Source organism: Hyphomonas sp. KY3 (assembly GCF_017309975.1).
Taxonomy (GTDB): Bacteria; Pseudomonadota; Alphaproteobacteria; order Caulobacterales; family Hyphomonadaceae; genus Hyphomonas.
Genome location: NZ_CP022271.1, coordinates 2,582,903 through 2,600,737 on the forward strand (window position 1 = coordinate 2,582,903; position 17,835 = coordinate 2,600,737).

The 17,835-nt window shown below is 58.3% G+C and carries 18 protein-coding genes and 1 tRNA gene; 16 read left to right on the forward strand and 3 right to left on the reverse strand.

The window, feature by feature from the left end; all coding sequences use genetic code 11:
- Position 1: 1 nt before the first annotated feature.
- The 9 genes from CFA77_RS12390 to CFA77_RS12430 all read left to right on the forward strand — a co-directional run bounded on the left by CFA77_RS12390 (position 2) and on the right by CFA77_RS12430 (position 10,313).
- Positions 2–1,624 carry a GspE/PulE family protein gene (locus CFA77_RS12390; RefSeq protein ID WP_206990966.1) on the forward strand — a complete coding sequence of 541 codons (1,623 nt, stop codon included), beginning with the start codon at positions 2–4 and terminating at the stop codon, positions 1,622–1,624.
- Positions 1,621–2,808, forward strand: coding sequence for a type II secretion system F family protein (locus tag CFA77_RS12395; RefSeq protein ID WP_206990967.1), 1,188 nt, complete (start codon positions 1,621–1,623; stop codon positions 2,806–2,808). Before CFA77_RS12390 ends, CFA77_RS12395 begins: the two co-directional genes overlap by 4 nt.
- Complete coding sequence (locus tag CFA77_RS12400) at positions 2,805–3,176, forward strand: hypothetical protein (protein ID WP_206990968.1); 372 nt, start codon at positions 2,805–2,807, stop codon at positions 3,174–3,176. The genes CFA77_RS12395 and CFA77_RS12400 overlap by 4 nt, the downstream gene beginning before the upstream one ends.
- Complete coding sequence (locus CFA77_RS12405) at positions 3,166–3,489, forward strand: prepilin-type N-terminal cleavage/methylation domain-containing protein (protein ID WP_206990969.1); 324 nt, start codon at positions 3,166–3,168, stop codon at positions 3,487–3,489. The genes CFA77_RS12400 and CFA77_RS12405 overlap by 11 nt, the downstream gene beginning before the upstream one ends.
- Positions 3,486–4,418 (forward strand): hypothetical protein, encoded by a 933-nt coding sequence (locus CFA77_RS12410; RefSeq protein WP_206990970.1) that lies wholly within the window; start codon positions 3,486–3,488, stop codon positions 4,416–4,418. Before CFA77_RS12405 ends, CFA77_RS12410 begins: the two co-directional genes overlap by 4 nt.
- Complete coding sequence (locus CFA77_RS12415) at positions 4,415–4,963, forward strand: hypothetical protein (RefSeq protein ID WP_206990971.1); 549 nt, start codon at positions 4,415–4,417, stop codon at positions 4,961–4,963. The genes CFA77_RS12410 and CFA77_RS12415 overlap by 4 nt, the downstream gene beginning before the upstream one ends.
- Positions 4,963–5,451, forward strand: coding sequence for a hypothetical protein (locus tag CFA77_RS12420; RefSeq protein WP_206990972.1), 489 nt, complete (start codon positions 4,963–4,965; stop codon positions 5,449–5,451). The genes CFA77_RS12415 and CFA77_RS12420 overlap by 1 nt, the downstream gene beginning before the upstream one ends.
- 1,468 nt (positions 5,452–6,919) lie before the next feature.
- Positions 6,920–7,894, forward strand: a complete 975-nt coding sequence (locus CFA77_RS12425; protein WP_206990973.1) for a hypothetical protein — start codon at positions 6,920–6,922, stop codon at positions 7,892–7,894.
- A 733-nt stretch (positions 7,895–8,627) separates the two neighbouring features.
- Positions 8,628–10,313, forward strand: a complete 1,686-nt coding sequence (locus tag CFA77_RS12430; RefSeq protein ID WP_206990974.1) for an FAD-dependent oxidoreductase — start codon at positions 8,628–8,630, stop codon at positions 10,311–10,313.
- An 82-nt stretch (positions 10,314–10,395) separates the two neighbouring features.
- On the opposite strand, the gene CFA77_RS12435 is transcribed toward CFA77_RS12430, so the two are convergent.
- Entirely contained in the window at positions 10,396–11,100 is a 705-nt protein-coding gene (locus CFA77_RS12435) for an IS6 family transposase (RefSeq protein ID WP_206990975.1), read from the reverse strand.
- Between the two features lie 400 nt (positions 11,101–11,500).
- Positions 11,501–11,590, reverse strand: a tRNA-Ser gene (locus CFA77_RS12440).
- A 184-nt stretch (positions 11,591–11,774) separates the two neighbouring features.
- Between CFA77_RS12440 and CFA77_RS12445 the strand changes: the two genes are divergently transcribed.
- From CFA77_RS12445 to obgE, 4 genes are all read left to right on the forward strand, one after another.
- Positions 11,775–12,425, forward strand: coding sequence for a 50S ribosomal protein L21 (locus CFA77_RS12445; protein ID WP_034811278.1), 651 nt, complete (start codon positions 11,775–11,777; stop codon positions 12,423–12,425).
- 38 nt (positions 12,426–12,463) lie between these two features.
- Positions 12,464–12,733 carry a 50S ribosomal protein L27 gene (gene rpmA / locus CFA77_RS12450; RefSeq protein WP_034811276.1) on the forward strand — a complete coding sequence of 90 codons (270 nt, stop codon included), beginning with the start codon at positions 12,464–12,466 and terminating at the stop codon, positions 12,731–12,733.
- A 134-nt stretch (positions 12,734–12,867) separates the two neighbouring features.
- A complete protein-coding gene (locus CFA77_RS12455; protein ID WP_206990976.1) occupies positions 12,868–13,383 on the forward strand; it encodes a GNAT family N-acetyltransferase in 516 nt (171 codons plus the stop codon).
- Positions 13,384–13,402: 19 nt separating this feature from the next.
- Positions 13,403–14,440 (forward strand): GTPase ObgE, encoded by a 1,038-nt coding sequence (gene obgE / locus CFA77_RS12460; RefSeq protein ID WP_206990977.1) that lies wholly within the window; start codon positions 13,403–13,405, stop codon positions 14,438–14,440.
- Here the strand turns inward: obgE and CFA77_RS12465 are convergent.
- Entirely contained in the window at positions 14,437–14,706 is a 270-nt protein-coding gene (locus CFA77_RS12465; RefSeq protein ID WP_206990978.1) for a hypothetical protein, read from the reverse strand. The two genes, obgE and CFA77_RS12465, sit on opposite strands and share 4 nt — an antisense overlap.
- A 68-nt stretch (positions 14,707–14,774) precedes the next feature.
- On the opposite strand from CFA77_RS12465, the gene proB reads away from it, so the two are divergent.
- From proB to CFA77_RS12480, 3 genes are read left to right on the forward strand one after another with little or no spacing between them, the layout of a single operon-like run.
- On the forward strand, positions 14,775–15,893 hold the full coding sequence (gene proB / locus CFA77_RS12470; RefSeq protein WP_206990979.1) for a glutamate 5-kinase: 1,119 nt from the start codon (positions 14,775–14,777) through the stop codon (positions 15,891–15,893).
- Positions 15,894–15,903: 10 nt separating this feature from the next.
- Entirely contained in the window at positions 15,904–16,368 is a 465-nt protein-coding gene (locus tag CFA77_RS12475) for an N-acetyltransferase (protein WP_034811266.1), read from the forward strand.
- On the forward strand, positions 16,365–17,834 hold the full coding sequence (locus CFA77_RS12480) for a RimK family protein (RefSeq protein WP_206990980.1): 1,470 nt from the start codon (positions 16,365–16,367) through the stop codon (positions 17,832–17,834). Before CFA77_RS12475 ends, CFA77_RS12480 begins: the two co-directional genes overlap by 4 nt.
- The last annotated feature ends 1 nt before the right edge of the window (position 17,835 follow it).

The following is a 17,835-nucleotide window of genomic DNA, read 5'->3' on the forward strand; positions in this document are numbered from 1 at the left end:
GATGGATACCCTCTGGCCAGATGTTCTCAAGGGTCCGGCGCCGGAATCTGCGGCGTTGGAATGGCTAACCACCTCCGGACTGCTCGATCCATCCGGTCTGGAACAGGCCGAGCCGCTGATCGCCGATACCGGCCGCTCCCTGCTCCTGACCCTGAACCAGATCGGCGTGCTGAAGGATGGCGATCTCGCCCGCGCCTGTTCTCATGTGACCGGCCATCCGGTCTTGCGGGATTTTGTGCCGGTTCCGGATACGCTGCCAGACGATATCAATCCCGGCTTCCTCAGGGATGTCCAGGGTCTTCTGCTCGGCCCGTTCGGCCCCCTCGCCGCCGTCAATCCCCTGGACGCCCGGCTTCTAGCCGGAATTGAATTTGCCCTCGGCTTCGTGCCGGAGATCGTCATCATGGAAGCAGGTGACTGGGCCAGGACCTATGCGCGTTTCTATCCGGATACGGTCCGGCTGGACGGGTTCGGACAGGAAGACCATGACGCGCTAGCCATTGAACTAGCCGACCAGGATCGCGATGCCCCCATTGTACGGCAGGTGGCCGCCTGGCTCAGTGAAGCGGCAGACCGCGGCGCGTCCGATGTGCATTTCGATACGCGGCGCTCCGCGCTTGAAGTCCAGTACCGGATCGATGGCATCCTGCAACCGCTGTCGCGCGAACCGAAGGCGAGCGCGGCCTCGGTGATCGCCCGGATCAAGGTGATTGCCGATCTCGATCTCGGCGAGCGCAATCGGTCGCAGGACGGGCGCGCCACCATCGCCGTGCGCGGACGGCGGCTCGATATCCGCGTTTCCATCATACCGACCATTGATGGGGAAAGCGCAGTCATCCGGCTGCTCGACCGGCCGGATGGATTACTCACTCTGGAAGGACTCGGCTTTGAAGGACCGGTCGCCTATGGGCTTGAGGACATTTGTGAGCGGCGTCATGGCATGTTTGTTGTGGCCGGCCCGACCGGCAGCGGCAAAACAACAACCCTTTATTCCTGCCTCGAACGCCTCAAGGGGTGCGGCCTGAAAATCCTCTCGGTCGAGGACCCGGTCGAATACCATTTCGACCATGTCAGCCAGGTCCAGATATCCGAAAAGGCCGGCCGCAGTTTTGCCGGCGCCCTGCGTGCCTTTCTGCGCCATGATCCGGACGTCATACTGGTGGGTGAAATCCGGGATCCGGAAACTGCCATGGTAGCCGTTCAGGCTGCGCTGTCCGGTCATCTGGTCTTTGCCACCCTGCACGCCATCGATGCGGCGCGCATTCGAACGCGCCTGACAGATATGGGCGTCGAACCCTTCAAGCTGGATGCCTGCCTGGTTGGCTCCATGGCCCAGCGGCTCGTTCGGCTTCTCTGCCCGCATTGCCGGCAGGATTCCCCGCCCACCGATCAGGAAAAGGCGGTGTTCGAAGATCATGGCCTGCCGGTTCCAGCCTGGATCTACAGGCCGTCCGGTTGCGGAGAGTGCCGCAATGAAGGCTATGCCGGGCGGACCGCGCTGGCCGAATTTGCCTATGGCAGCGGCGCGCCGGACAAGGCCGGCAGCTTGATCCTCCAGGCGCTGGCCCTGGTTTCAGACGGCCGGACCAGCACTGCCGAAATTGCGGGGCTTGTCGGCTCATGACCATTTTCCAATATGTGTCCATTGCCCAGGATGGCCGAAAACGGAGCGGCCGGATCGAAGCCGACAGCGAGCCGGAAGCCCGCCGGCTCGTCACATCGGCCGGGGACTTACTGATCGATCTGTCGGAGAGCACCCGGCGGTCATGGTTCAGACTCGAACGCCGCAAACCTCTATCCCTGCAGGAGGCCGCCGAGTTTGCTCAGGAACTGTCCAGCCTCCTCTCGGCGGGCGCGCCGCTCAAACGCGCCCTCGGCATTCAGTCGGAGGGGACCGGCACATCGGCAAGGCTGGCGCGATCGATCAGCGCGCAGATCGACAATGGCGCATCGCTCTCGCGCGCCCTTCTCAGCGCCGACGGCGCAGCGGGGCTGCTGGCGGAATTTGCATCTGCGGGAGAACAGGGAGCGGGGCTCGACCGACTTTTGAAGAGCGGTGGCCATTTCCTGTCGGCCCGTCATGACGCGGTCAGCCGGATCCGCGCGGCACTTGCCTATCCGGCCTTTATTCTCGTCCTCGGCCTTGTAGCCTTGGCCACCATCATGCTTCTCGTCGCGCCGGCCCTGGCGCCAATCCTCGAACAATCCGGTCAGACCGGTCTTGTCTCCTGGCTTGCACAATTGGGCAGCTGGCTGCAGGCACGCAGCCAATGGGGCGCGCTCCTGCTGGCGGCCCTTGTCGCGGCAGGCTGGCTTGCATGGCGCCAGCCAATTGTGCGCCGGCATGTATGGGACCGGCTCCTCTCCCTGCCCTGGCTCGGAGAGATTGCGCGCGACCTCGATGCCGGACAATCCTGCGATATCCTTTCAGCGCTTCTGGACTCCGGACGACCGCTGGAAAGTGCACTGCGATTTTCGGCAGGCCTGTCCGGGCCGCGCCTGTCCCGCGCCTATACCGACATTGCCCGGCGCATCCGGGATGGAGAGCCTGCCGGATCCGCCTTCCTGGCGGAATCCGCCTTGCCGATCGAAGTACGGCGGCTGGCTCATCTCGGAGAAATATCAAGTGGACTGCCGGCCGCCTTGCAACAGGCCGGGCAGATCTGCCACCGCCGCGCCATGCGCCGGATCGACCGGTTTGCCGCCCTAATCGGACCAGTCCTGGTGATCGGCATGGGCTGCGCTGTCGCTCTGCTCATGCTCAGCATACTTGGCAGTCTGGCATCGCTCGGAGACACGATCCAATGAGACGGACGCAGGGATTTGTCATGGCAGACGCGCTGATCGCGACCCTGATCGCGACCCTGTTTGCGTCGAGCCTTCTGGGCATCACCCTGGACACTCTCAATGCGGTCCGATCAGCCGAACAGCGACTGTCCGCAGCCCTGCTTGCAAAATCCATTCTGGTCACCAGCACGGCGGCCTCCAGCCGCGGCACGACGGCTCTGTCCGGCGTGCGGTTCAACTGGTCAATCGACCGGCGCGAGCGCCCGCCAGCCTCCGGTGACCTGATCCTGATCACAGATGTCGAAATTCGGATCGACTGGACGGGCCGCCACCACATACAGCATTTTGAACTCGACACGATCGAGATACGGAGCCGCCATGCCTCGTGACCAGGGATTTACCGTTGCGGAACTGCTCGCCGCCCTTCTAATTCTCTCACTGGTGACGCTCTTTGTCGGCGATCTGATCCGGCATGTATCTTCCAGCTGGAGCGATGCGCGAGACCGGATCGACCGGCTGGACAGTCTGTCCCGGCTGGCTGCGCAGATTGACGCTGCAGAGAATTTGTCCCCGGATGATGCCGCACAAGCCACACTGCCAGCCTTGCGCACCGATAGCGGTGCGCGCCTGGCCCTCGCGGACCCGAAAATCGATCAGACCGCTGAATGTGTGTTCGACCTTGTAGGTAGGAGGTGCCGATGAACCTCGCCCTTCCCCTCTGGCCCACACAGGGCCTTGTCGACAGACTTCTTGCCGGCATAGGGCACCGACTGAACCTGTTGACGCGGCGCCCGCACCCCGTCCGGCACATCCCCCAACATGAGTTCGAAACCCTCACTCAGACTCCCGGACCGGATATCTGCGTGACCCTTCCGGGATCGATTGCCTTTGCTCAGAGTTTCAATGGGCGCACACGTTCAGACGCGGAATTGCGCAAAATCACCGCCAACGAATTGGCGCGGCTGAGCCCTCTGGATCCGGCCAGCTGTAGAACGCTCGCCGTGCGGGATGCCGGCTCTGACAACGGGGTCTGCCTGCTTCATATCCGGCAAGACCGGCTCGACGGCCTGGAGGCGCAGGCGGGCCGTCTCGGCATCCATCATCTCTTCCTGGCAAGCGAGGCACACCCGGACTGGAGTTTTGCGGCGCCAGCGAGTGTCAGCTTCAAACGGCGGGACCGATATCTGACCGCGCTGTCCCTGTCGGCGATCATTGCGGGCGCAGCTTTGTTCCTGGCCAGCGCCGAACATCACCTCACCGATCGGCTGGCAGAAAGCCGCGCGCGGGAAGCCGGGCTCCGGGCCGAACTCCTCTCCCGCCGGGAACAGGAAAGGGAAACCGGGGCGCTTGGCGAGCTCGCAGCCCTGTCTCCGGCGCAGCTTGCTCCGGGCGGACGACTGACCTTTTTGTCGAATCTTTCTGCGGCCATGCCGGAAACGGCCTGGTGGAAACGCGTGGAATTGAACGGGCGCGTGGCCCGGATCACCGGCGAGGCCAACAGTGCACCAGATGCGCTCAAAGCCCTGTCTTCGGCTTTTCCGGAGCACAGGGTCCGGTTCGACGAGGCGGTGTCAGATACGCAGGATGGCAAACAGGCTTTTGTGATTGAAATCGCGGGCGGGCGGGAATGAAGATTCCCGCCGTCTCCCTGCGCGCCCGTCTTGAAGGGGCCCTCATCCTGCTGGCACTGGCCGGCCTGGCCTGGTTACTGCTCGCGCCGCGTATCCTGGCGATTAAGACAAGCTGGCAGGCCCTGGCGCGCAGCGAAACCCTGACCCGGTCCCATGTCGAAGACTTGTCGCGCCCGCTGCCGGCAAATCCGCATGATGTCCTTCGTACCTATGTCAGCAAAGCCGCGTCCGAGGAATCCGCGACTGATCTGAACGGGAATATTCAAGCCGGGCTGATTGATCTGGTCCGCCAGAAACAGGCCCGGCTGGTCGATCTCAAACAGATCGCTCCGGACGAACGTATCGCAGATCTCACTGGCCTGCGATTCAGTCTCCAGGCCGAGGGCGACATCCAGGCCATGCTGGAACTTGTCGATGCGATCGGAATGCTCGAGGCACCAATCCTCGTGGATGAACTGGATTTGCGCCCGCTCGGCTTTTCACAACGCCCCGATCAGCGCATGCGGCTGAGCCTGACGCTTTCGGCATGGACAGGAGATTTGTGATGAAGCGCGCCTTGCCTGCCGGCCCGGCAATCGGCTTTCTGCTCGCGATACTCTTTCTGGTCGCCGCCCTATTCGTCCAGTTACACCAGCCGGTACGCCTTGCCGATCTTGCCCTGCCGGGTTTGCCTGCAACCCACGAGGCCGCCCCCCTCGAGTTGGATGCGATGCGCGCCTATGATCTCAACAAGTCACGCGCCCAGGCTCGAATGGCCCTGCTGGAATCTTCGCCCTTCCTGGAGGGGCATGCCGCATTCAGCCGTCACAGACCGGTGGCCGCCCGCCCAAAACCACCCGAATACACCCCTCAAATGATGGGACTACTCGGAAAAGGCGATGCCCAGCGTGCCATGATCCGCTGGCGCGACGGCGCGGACATAGAAACCCATGCCATAGGAGACATGACGCCCTGGGGCTTGCTTGAGGCGATCACAGGAACACAGCTCATTTTCAGAGGGGACTCAGGCGAGAAACGTCTAGACCTATACTGATTTAGCATGGTGCACCCGTCATGCCATCCCTCAAAGCACACGCGGTCAACGAAAGATGAGCAAGACACGGACTGGCATAGCAGAAGCCCGCTAACAAACCGTTGAACACTATCGCGGGTAAGCCATACGGGTGCTGTCAGACAATATCGAGACAGTCTCCGTTTTTCGGTGACCAGCAGGTCTTAAGCGATGAGAAGCTCGACTATTCGCGAGACACAACCGTCGTTCAATGGATGCGCGGTTCTGCCAAGGCCCCGCTCCGACATCTTTCAACAATCGCCAACTTCTTCAGTCACGACGTTGCCCATGTGCTTTCCGCCTGGCTCGCTCAGGAATGCCCGGATGACCACCAGATCGTGTCGGTTGCAGACCGGGTGATTACCATTTGGGAGTGGCAACTGGTCTACTTGGCACGTGACATACACAACTACTACGACGAGTAGCTTCAGAAAGCTCTGAGAGAGAGTCACCAGAGCGCGTTTGACAACTTCAGAAAGCCAACCAGTACTGAAGGGTGAAACGCGCTCTACGGACTCCTGAGAGCGCAGTCCATGCGAATGGAAGAAGTCTCAGGGATCACCAACCTCCTCCGCTCGGGTGCGACCAATATCTTCCGCTCAAACCGTCGAGAAATACCCGTACCGCGAACCCGATTGAATGGCGGCGAACTTGTGCGTTGGAAGGTAGATCATGATGTCAGGCGTAAATAGTCAACGACCACTTCATCCCGGAAGCGGTCATTGGTCGAGCCGTTCTAAAAAGGCCGAAAATCGCCAGAAGCTGTTAGTCGCTTCGATACGATGAGTGTGCTCTGCCCCACAGAGGTGGTCCACCGGTAATGTTAGTTCGGCGGTTTCCACGTAGCGGCGTTCGTGCCGCTACATCCACACAGTAAGGTTGAGCGGTGGTCGCAGGCAAGATGGCTTGTGGTGCTTTCGTCTGGTAACCCAGTGAAAAAGTGCGGTCTCGCAGTATTGCGGTGCCACCACGTGACCTGACCGGGTGAAAGTGGTCCAAAAATCGGGTATCAGGTCAGACGCACTGGCAACGAAGCGAGGAGGATCGCCTCAATGGTTCGAGAACTTCCGATCTCTTCTCGAAATTGGGTCGTGCACCATTAAAGGCTGGACATGGTATTTCTATTGCGATGCTCGTCGCTAAATTGGAGATGATCCGGACACTTAGTCCAAAACTTCGAACCTGCATCGTATGGGATCGACGCATCGGATGGCATCGAACTGCTTGAAGCGCGGTGGCCGAAGTTTGGGACCATGTGTATGTGGACATCTGCGTGATAGCTCGCAGTATACTGAGTAAGGGTGAACTGTGGTGAGCCGTTCCGTTAAATATAGCTTCGCACATCACGACGGGGCCACTCATGCCTTGAAAATGTTTGAGCTTCAATCTAGAAGAGAATATCTGCTAATGTGTGGATGCTCTCTGGGGGGGCGATTAATTGGGGGGGGGAATGGCGCGGTCAGAAGTTCTGAAATCGGTTTTTACCAAAGATCTGCCGCTTGGGCCGATTTCTTCGACGGATCCAACTCAGGCTCAGTTAGGCCGGATCTTCAAGGCGTATTTTGACACGCACAACTTTCCCTATGGTCAGCTCCAACTCAACCCGACGATGATTGTGGGCCGCAAGGGGGCCGGCAAGACGGACGCGCTGCTTAGCCACATGATCTATAATACCCCAAAGGGGGGGCAATACTCGCCTATTATATTCTTCCAGGACCGCGACGCCGCCGTGTCAATTAATCTCGTCGTGAAGCAGGTTTCCGACGCAATTCAAGCCTCCTATCCTGGTCCTATGGTTGAGCAGGTAGCCGATTTTTGGAAAGGCTTGTTCCAAATTTCCATTGTCACGGCAATCGCATCTGGCTACTCCGATGATACCCCGGAACTTGAACTGATGCGGCTCTATGTTCGTCAGTATGATATTGTCGACGCAGACACCGGCGAGCCATTCAGAGTCATTCTGAAAGTCATCCAGGTATTGCGGCAGCTATACGACAAGTCGGACTCCAAGAAGATTGGCCTGGGTTTCTTCGAGAGCCTTTCAGAAATTGATCCTGGTCCCGTCGGATTGAAGGAAGCCTGCTTCGCCGCCACGGCGTGGTTGCGTCGGAACTCACGTCAGAGTTTGATCCTGTTCGACTCCGTTGAAAGCCTGTCGCTGGATGATCCAAATCATCATCTGGCAATTTCTGGGCTTCTGAAGGCCATCGGTTCATTCAATTCCGCAGAAAGCTACATGAGCTTCCGGTGCTGCATACCGTCAGAAATTTATTTCTACCTAACCGACCTTTCTTCGAACACGATCAAGGATTTCAATCGTGTTATGATTCTTCAGTGGAGCGCGTCGGAATTGCTGCGCATTGCGGCGAAACGATGCATGAAGTTTCTTGAACTGTGGTACCCGGACGATTATAGACGATTTTAGACGATTTTCGGACGCCTTCGATGTGGGAGAAAGGAGTGGTGCAATTGGGTTTTGGAAGGCCATTTTGCCGGATATGGTAAAAAATCGGGCAGATCAAAGGAATGAGGGTACCCTCACATATCTTCTGCGACACACTCAGTTGCTCCCGCGGCAAATAATACGAATACTGAATAGTGTTATATCGACCTCGATAGCGCAAGCAGTTGAAAATGGTCGGGCGAGACACTTCCCTGAAATCACAACAGATACGGTTGTTCAAGAAGTAGCCAAGGCAGAGGGCAGTATCTGCAGTGGGATTCTGGACAGTTACCAACTCGTTTGGCCGCAAGCTGAAGAGGTGCTGCAGGAAGTCATTCCAAGAATAGGTTCAAACACAATCTCATACGGAGATCTGCAGAGCATTTTTGCCAAAAGTAGGGCAAAGGAATTCCTCGAAGGTTATCGAGATATGTTTCGGCTGTTGTCCGAACTAGGCGCTATAGGGCGTTTAACTCGCAGCACTGATCGGTTCCATGTTGGTGTATTCGAGTATAGTGAGCCTAATCGTCTGATTTACAGTACGCGCGACGTTCTTTGCGTGCACCCGATCTTTTCCAATTTGTACAATGCTGTGGATGCGAACAATCCTCCCAAGGATTTCAAACCGATCTATCCCTATGGAGTCGACCCGGATGGCGAGGATCTAAGGCTTAGTAGATCAACCCTTAGATAGGGAGCAGAAAAGGGTTGTGAGATGATACCAAAGAGTGGGGCGCTGCTCAGCAGCGCCGAACACCTGAAGCGTGTACTCGATGAAATTGACAGGACCGGACCGGCCGTGAAGCGATCTCAGATTGCGAGATCGCAACTTAGGGAGGTCGACCTTGCGGTCACGCCCGAAGCCCGAACAGAACTGTATTTGACGGTGTTTTCTGGGCTCACTTATGACGTAGAATCGTACTTGAAGATCAGGGGGAGAGCAAAGAAAGCATCGACGAGACGAAAGACAATTTATGAACGTATCTCCACGAGCCTCACCAAGATTATTTTGATGAATGCCACGGCGAGGCGCGACCGGGGGGGCTCCCCATCGGACTGGGCAAGACTTGACGAGACGCTGACAACCATTCTTTCGGCATCTGTGGTACGACCCGAATTCAATAATCTCTATGTCCTTGGCTGTTTTGAGCGAAAGAAAACACTCTTAACTCAACAGCAGCGGGCGATATTGCTTACAACCGGCATTCTAAAGTTTTGGTCGGGCAGCAAGGCGCCTCGAATCGCCGTAATCGGAGGTGGAGTCGCGGGGGTAACCGCCTACGCGACACTCTTGCGCGGTGGTGCGGATGTCCATCTGTTCGAGCGCGCTTCCGATCTGATGCATTTACAACGCCACAACACGACTCGATATCTTCATCCGCATCTTTACGATTGGCCGATGCCTGGTTCGGAAAATCCTGTATCGGATCTTCCCTTCATGAACTGGTCTGCGGGGTATTCGTTTAAGGTCGTGGCTCAGTTGGACGTCCAATTGGAGAAGATCATTGAAGCCTATGGTGGCGCACCACCGAGAACCAATTGCACGGTCGATGAAATAGAATTGGAACGTGGGAGCCGAAAATACACAATTGCAGCAGAAGATCATCAGCCTGAGAGTGGATTTGACGTCGTCATTGTGGCGATTGGATTTGGCGTCGAGATACCTCAGACATATCCCGTCGATATTCGCAGCTATTGGGACAATCATCCAATTCATAGTGTCGGAAGGTTCAGTGCTGCAAACCCTGGCAGAATACTCGTTTCTGGTTGCGGTGACGGCGCACTTGTCGATATTCTTCGCGCTACATTCAAGAAGTTCGAACATCAGAAAATTTTGAAACTGGTGCCTGAACTATCCGATCCGGAGATTAGAAACCGTCTGCTTCAGATTGAGTCTGAAGCAGAGAGCCACCGCGTTACCATGGACTCCGACAGTTTCCTTTTCTCCACCGAGTATGAGCAATTACTAAGTCATGTTCGGATCTCGGAAGCGGTGAAAAAGCGAGTCGCTACAAGTTTTGACGTGACTTTTAATTCATCCCGGATTGGGAAGTTTAAATTAGGCACATCGATTCTGAACCGGGTTCTCGTTCACCTTATGCTATCCAATGGGCTCGTAAGTTTCCGCCAGGGCAGTGTGGTGGAAATTAATCAGATAGCGGAATCTCCGGTCTCAGATCCAGGTTTCCAAGTGAAGTGGAAAAAGAAATCAGCTGTCTACGATAGTGTTGTCTTGCGATATGGTGTTGGGCAAGCGCGACATTTCAAATCCCATTTTCCCGACATCTATGCGGCTGGTGAAGCGGCATTTGATCGAATTGCCAATCTTCAGATCAGATCAGAGATTCCGTCTAATCTCGGCGAGTTGCTGGATGAATGCCGAAGTGGCTGGGAGACCTAATCGGGATAGCCAGGTCGAATGAACTGTCTGGTGCTGTCAGACTAATACGAGTCAGTCTCCCTTTTTTGCGAACGAGCAGGTCTCAGACAGCAAGAAGCTCGCGCCATTCGAGAAGAGCGGCGTCGCGTAGCGATTTGAACCTGGCCCTGCTCTCGATATTCCGTTGATGGTTGAAGTGATTGTGCACAGACGAATAGATTGAAACAAACTTCTGAAGACTTCGCATGCGCCGGAAACGGGACATGGACCGTTCTCGTCGTCGGAAAAGAAGGTGCGAATTCTCGGCACGGTTGTTGAGATGCCGGCCACACTCCTGGCGCCCTGCATTTCCGATCTCTTTCATGGCCGCGCGATATGAGTGGCACCTGTCAGTCACCACGACATGTGGATTGCCGTACCGCTTCATGGCTTTTCTCATGAATTTCAACGCTGAAACCTTATCGCGCGTCTTCGTTACGAAGGACTCCAGAACTTCGCCCTCATGGTCGACTGCGCGCCAAAGATAGCGGGTCTTTCCACGGATCTTCACAAAGACTTCGTCCAGGTGCCACTGCCATTGCGGCGATTGTCTCAATCTTTCCGAACGACGTCTGCGGATCTTGTGCGCGAAGTAAGTGCCGAAACGGTCCACCCAGTGTCGGACCGTTTCGTGGCAGATGTCGATCCCGCGCTCGTGGAGTAGGTCTTCGACATTCCTCAATGACAGCGGAAATCGGACATACATCATGACCGCAAGCTGGATAATCTCGGGCGACGTCTTGAAGTAGCGGAACGGGTTCTTGGTCATTTTCCAAGGCTAGACGCCCCTGCCATACGCCTCAAGGCCGTTTCCCCTGACAATGCCCCTGGCAGGATCAGTCGGCTTCGCTGCAAATCGACCCTTGATGTCTGCGCTCTGGCCGGGAGTGTCCGCACGCTCACATGACGGCTATTCGGTCAGGTTGAGGCATGGCAGATATCGCGATTGCGGGAGCCAGGCTCGTTGGAGAAATTCCCTGTTATTCGGACAAAATCGACCTGAACGTAACCCCCGAATAGGTGAACGGAGACGGGTGCCTGGATTCGTCCGATCGGAGACTACAATGTATGGATATATGCTCGTTCGTGTCGCCAAGTCGGGCGCAAGTCCCGGAGAAACGGCCACTATTTCGTTGCTGCACGAATTCAGCCAATCTCTGAAGACTGGCTGGCGGAGAGAGAGGGATTCGAACCCTCGGAACCCTTGCGAGTTCACTAGTTTTCGAGACTAGCCTATTCAACCACTCTAGCACCTCTCCGCGGAGCCTGTGGACGGTTGCCTGCACTATATAATATGCGCGCCACATGCAAGCACCTGAAATCGCCTGAAGATGACATTTGACAGCGCGCCCCGATTGGTGTTTACCCGCCGCTTCGAGCGCGGAACCGGCAACGGCTTCGCGCGCAATTCATTTCGCTTACCATTCCGGAAGGACGAGACCCATGTTCGCGGTCATCAAAACAGGCGGCAAGCAGTATAAAGTCGCGGAAGGTGATACGATCACCGTCGAAAAGCTGGATACTGAAGCCGGTAAGGACGTAACCTTTGAAACCGTGCTCATGCTGGGCAATGGCGACGACGTAACTGTTGGCGCTCCCCTGGTTGACGGTGCAAGCGTGTTCGGTGAAGTCGAGGAGCAAACGCGCGGTGACAAAGTCATCATTCGCAAGAAGCGCCAGCGCCAGACCTATCGCCGTACGCAAGGCCACCGCCAGCACCTGACGGTCGTCAAGATCACTGGCATCAGCACCGACGGCAAGAAGCCAGCCAAGAAAGCCGCGCCAAAGAAGGCCGCCGCTCCAAAGGCCGAGACCCCTGCCGCAGAAGCTGCTGCACCCGCAGCCAAGCCGGAAGTCGATTCCCGCGGTCGTATCGCCAATCTCGAAGGCAAGCCGGACAATCTGAAAAAGATTTCAGGCGTCGGCCCGGTTCTCGAGAAAAAGCTCCACGAAGCTGGCATCTACTTCTTCTGGCAGGTCGCTGCCTTGAAAGAAGAGCAGATCACTGAGCTGGAAGAAGAAATGAGCTTCCCAGGCCGCATCACTCGCGATGAGTGGATCAAGCAGGCCGAAGAATTCGCCAAGGACGCATAAGGGCGCTATAAGCCCTTTATAGAGGATCGGAGCAAAGCATGGCTCATAAGAAATCAGGTGGTTCGTCCCGTAACGGCCGCGACTCAAACCCGAAATATCTTGGCGTCAAGAAATTTGGCGGCGAGCACGTCATTCCGGGCAATATCATCGTGCGCCAGCGCGGTACGCAGAAATACCCAGGCAAGGGCGTCGGCATTGGCCGCGACCACACCCTGTTTGCGCTTTCCGAAGGCAAGGTTGAGTTCACGCGCAAGACGGGCGGCCGTCTCTACGTGAATATTGTACCGGTCGCGGAAGCAGCAGAATAAGCGGCTGACAGCGCGGCCGCGGGATACGTGGCCGGATCGCTTCAGACGATCAGTTTCCAAGGGGAGGCAGGCCACTGCCTCCCCTTTATTATGTCCTCCCCTGCCCGCTTGGTCCTCATGGAGGGAGTTACGGCATGAGTACGCAAATCACGACCGACCGGCTGGTCCTGCGCCCGGTGGAGGCCAGCGACGCGGCACGGATCGCCGATCTGGTCAATGATCCGAGAGTTTACCGCATGGTGGCGCGCATTCCCGCGAACCAGACGGTGGCTCAGACGCTTGCCTGGATTGCCGGTCACACTGCAGGGCGTGAAGAGAATACCAAGCACCCCTATGCGATTGTCGAGAACGGGGAATTGGTAGGCGTGACCAGCGCGCATCGCGACAGCACCTGGTTGCCCTTCGAGATCGGATACTGGCTCTCGCCGGACCGCTGGGGCAATGGTCTCATGACAGAGGCCACCGAGGCGCTTGTGGACTGGCTGAAGCAGCGCGGCGAACGCGGCTTTGTGTCAGGCTATCTGGATGATAATCCGGCCTCGGGCCGCGTTCTGGAAAAACTGGCCTTCATGAAGGCAGATCGGATCAAGGTCTTCTGCCTTGGTCGCGGAGAGATGGTCGGCCACGTCAATATGGCGCGGATCGACTGAAACACGTAAGAGTACAGACATGAAATTTCTCGATCAGGCCAAAGTGTTCATCAAGTCCGGCGGTGGCGGCGCGGGCTGCGTCTCATTTCGCCGTGAGAAATACGTCGAGTATGGCGGTCCGAACGGCGGCGATGGCGGACGCGGCGGCGATGTCTGGGCGGAAGCTGTTGAGGGGCTGAATACGCTGATCGATTACCGCTACCAGCAACATTACAAAGCCAAGCGTGGCGGCCACGGCATGGGCAAGGAGCGCACCGGCGCGGGCGGCGATGACGTCGTGCTGAAACTGCCTGTGGGCACCCAGATATTCGAAGATGATCAGGAAACCCTGATTGCGGACCTCACAGAGGTCGGCCAGCGCGTCCTGCTCGCCGTTGGCGGCAATGGCGGCTGGGGCAATACACGGTTCAAGTCTTCAACCAATCAGGCACCACGCCGCGCCAATCCCGGCGAGGACGGCGAGGAACGCTGGATCTGGCTACGCCTGAAACTGATCGCGGATGCAGGCCTGCTGGGTCTGCCGAATGCCGGCAAATCTACCTTCCTGAGCGTTGTAACCGCCGCGACGCCCAAAATTGCCGACTATCCCTTCACGACGCTGAACCCCGGACTTGGCGTGGTCGATCTGGGGCCTGGCAGCCGGTTCGTGCTGGCGGACATTCCCGGATTGATCGAAGGTGCCGCAGACGGGGCTGGCCTCGGCCATCGCTTCCTTGGCCATGTCGAGCGCTGCAAAGTGCTGCTGCACCTGATCGATTGCACCCAGGATGATGTGGCGGGCGCCTACACGACCATTCGCCACGAGTTGGAGGCCTACAGCCCTGAGCTGGCCCAGAGGCCGGAAGTGGTCGCGTTGAACAAGATCGACGCGCTGCTACCTGAACAGGTCGAGGAGCAGCTTGCAAAACTGAAGGCCGTCTATGATGGCGAACCGCTGCTGATCTCAGGGGTGACCCGTGTGGGCGTGAAAAAAGCCCTTTCGGAGATCTCTCGCCACCTCGGACTCATAGCTGAGGAAGAGAATGCCGGCGAAGACGCCGACTGGACGCCGCTTTAGTGGTGGTGATGCGGCTCGGTATTGAATCGTCCGCACTTGCCGCACTTCACGATCACGCCGTGCGCATCGTGGTGCGCCACGTTGACCAGCAGCTTCGTCTTGCACGATCCGCAGCGATAAGTCTCATCGCCGCCACCTTCGCGGGCGGGCGAGCCAGCAGTGTGTTCCACCACATCGGCGCCTTCGGCCTGGGCAGGGGTCAGCAGGATCATGTCGAATTGGGGCATTGCAGAAAACCTCGTCTTTTCAACTGTCGTGACGGTCAATCGCCCGGCTTGTCAACGGCTTCATTTTCGCTTCCGGCATTTGCCGCAGCAGTGTATCGCTCCGCCAGATGACTGAAACGCCTTTTGCTTCTGCCAAGCGTATCGTGGTGAAGACCGGCTCTGCCCTTGTCGCAGAGCACGGCCAACCGCGCCATGCCTGGCTGGAGAAACTGGCATTCGATATTGTTTCACTGCGTTCCAGAGGGTTTCAAATCATTCTCGTTTCGTCCGGCGCGGTTGCATTGGGTCGCAAAAGTGTTGGCAATTCTGTTTCAAACCGTCTCGACCAGAAACAGGCCGCCGCCGCGATCGGCCAGCTGCGCTTGATGTCTGCCATCGGCCAAGCCTTCGAGCCGCATGATGTCACCATCGGCCAGGCACTGCTGACGCTTGGCGACACCGAAAATCGCCGGCGCTGGCTGAACGCGCGCGCAACCCTCGAGACCTTGCTGGAATCAGGCGTGGTGCCGGTCATCAATGAGAATGACACGGTGGCGACTGACGAGATTCGCTATGGCGACAATGACCGGCTGGCCGCGCGCGTCGCCCAGATGATGGGCGCGGATGTGCTGGTGCTCCTGTCGGATATTGACGGCCTCTACACGGCGGATCCGCGCACCCACCCGGAGGCAACGCATATTCCCCGGCTCGACCAGCTGACCGCCGAACATGACGCGATGGCGACCGGCGCGAACGCTGATGCCGGTGTCGGCTCTGGCGGCATGGCAACCAAGCTCGCCGCCGCGCGAATTGCGCATGCGGCCGGCTGCTCCACGCTGATCACGCTCGGCAATCGGGACCATCCGTTGCTTGCCATCGAAGACGACGCGCGGGCGACTCTGATTTCCGCCGCCACCACGCCCGCCAATGCCCGCGCAGCGTGGCTGGCAGGACACCTGACACCCGAAGGCTCAATCGAACTGGACGAAGGCGCGGCCAAGGCCCTGCGCGGTGGGGCGAGCCTGCTGGCCGTGGGGATCACCGCCGTCACGGGCACTTTCGAGCGCGGGGCCGCCGTCGCCTTGAACGCGCCCTCCGGCCAGATGGTCGGCAAGGGCGTCACCGCCTACAGTTCGGGCGAGATCGCCCGCGTTATCGGCCGTCATAGCGAAGAGGTCGAGGCGATCCTCGGCTATCGCGGCCGCCCGGCCATCGTCCATCGTGACGACATGGTTCTGCTCCGCTAGCCCCGCCCCGATGCACGACATTCGCGCCGCCACCCTGGACGACATCGCAGCGCTGACAGACCTGGAGCTTGCCTTTCCGGAGGAAGACCGGTTTTCGCGACGCACGTGGCGGCGCTTGCTGAGCGGGAATTCGGCAATCCTCGTATCCGACGGAAAGGATGGCCTGACCGGTGCAGCTGTCCTCCTGTTCCGCCGCAACAGCAAAGCCGCGCGACTCTATTCCCTGTCCGTCGCAGAAGCTGCGCGCGGCACCGGGCTTTCCGACCTTTTCCTTGAAAAATGCGAAGACATTTCAAAGCAGCGAAGCTGCGATACACTCAGGCTCGAAGTGCGCGAAACAAATAGCCGCGCAAAGCGTCTTTACGAACGCCATGGTTATCGCGTAATGGCGCGCGCCGCAGGCTATTATCCCGATGGAGAAGCCGCACTTAGATTAGAGAAGCCGCTGGGCGGCGTCTCGAGAGAGGATCAATGACCGATTGGGTCGTACTCGTAGAATCCGCCAACGACATCTCTCAGGCTGAGACGCCTCACAAGGTGCTGAAGGTATCAGACTATATCACCAAGCCGGCGCTTTTTTCCGGGCGACGGCCCTACATCCTGAATCTCTGCCGGTCCTATGGCTACCAGTCAGAAGGCTATTACGCCTCGCTGCTGGCCGAAGCGCGCGGGCACCGGGTCAGCCCCAGCGTCCAGACCATGGTGGAACTATCGGCCAAGGGACTCTACAGGCACGCCCTGCCCGATCTGGGCGAACGCCTGCGCGAAGCCCGCGCCAAGGGCGCGCCGGAGATCGAGCGTCTCTTCGTTGCCTTTTCCAAGCCGGAAACGCCAGGTTATGAGCGTCTTGCCCGCGAAGTCTCCGACTGGTTCCGCGTGCCGGCGCTTGAAGTCGAACTGGACCCGAAATCTCCGCACGGCATTGGCCGTGTCCGGATGGTGCCGCCTCACAAGCTGAAAGGCGAGCGCCGGGACTTCTTCCTTGAGGCAATGCAGGCTTACACAAGCGGGCGCATCAGCGAGCCGAAGTCCAAAGCCCCCGCCAAATGGGCGCTGGCCGTGCTGGTCGATCCGCATGAAAAGACCGCGCCGTCGAAGCCCTCCTCCATCAAGCGCCTCGCGGATGTCGCTGCCAAGATGGGCGTTGAGGTTGAGACAATCGAACCATCGGACCTGACCAGTCTTGCCGAGTTTGACGCCCTGTTCATCCGCGCCACGACCCAGATTGATAACTACACCTACAAGTTCGCCCGCCGCGCCGAACAGGAAGGCATGCCCGTCATTGACGACACGCAATCCATGATCCGGTGCACCAACAAGGTCTTCCTGAAGGAGATCTTGGAAAAGGCTGGCTTGCCTATTCCACACACGCTCATTCTCGATGAGAAGTCTGACCTTGCCGCCGTGTTCGAGACCTTGGGCAATCCAGTCGTGCTGAAGACGCCAGACGGTTCCTTTGGTACCAATATGGTCAAGGCACGCTCTCTCGAGGAACTCCGCGCAGGCGCAAAGCAGATGTTCAAGGACACGGCCCTGATCATTGCTCAGGAATTCATTCCGACGAAGTTCGATTGGCGTATCGGGGTCCTCAATGGCGAACCGCTCTATGCCTGCCAATACCGTATGGCACGCGGCCACTGGCAGATTGTGAAACATGGTCCGGATGGCAAGACGAGCGAGGGAGGCTTCACCACTTTCCCGGTCGAGGATGCACCACCAGACGTGGTTGACGCCGCCGTACGCGGTGCGCGCCTGATCGGCGATGGCCTCTATGGCGTGGACCTGAAGGAAACCGACCAGGGCGTCGTGATCATCGAGATCAATGACAACCCGTCGATTGACCATGATGTGGAAGGCGCCATCCTGAAGGACGAGCTGTGGCGGCGGATCATTTCCTGGTTTTCCACGCGGCTCGAAGAGCGCATGGGCCGGGTCGCCTGAG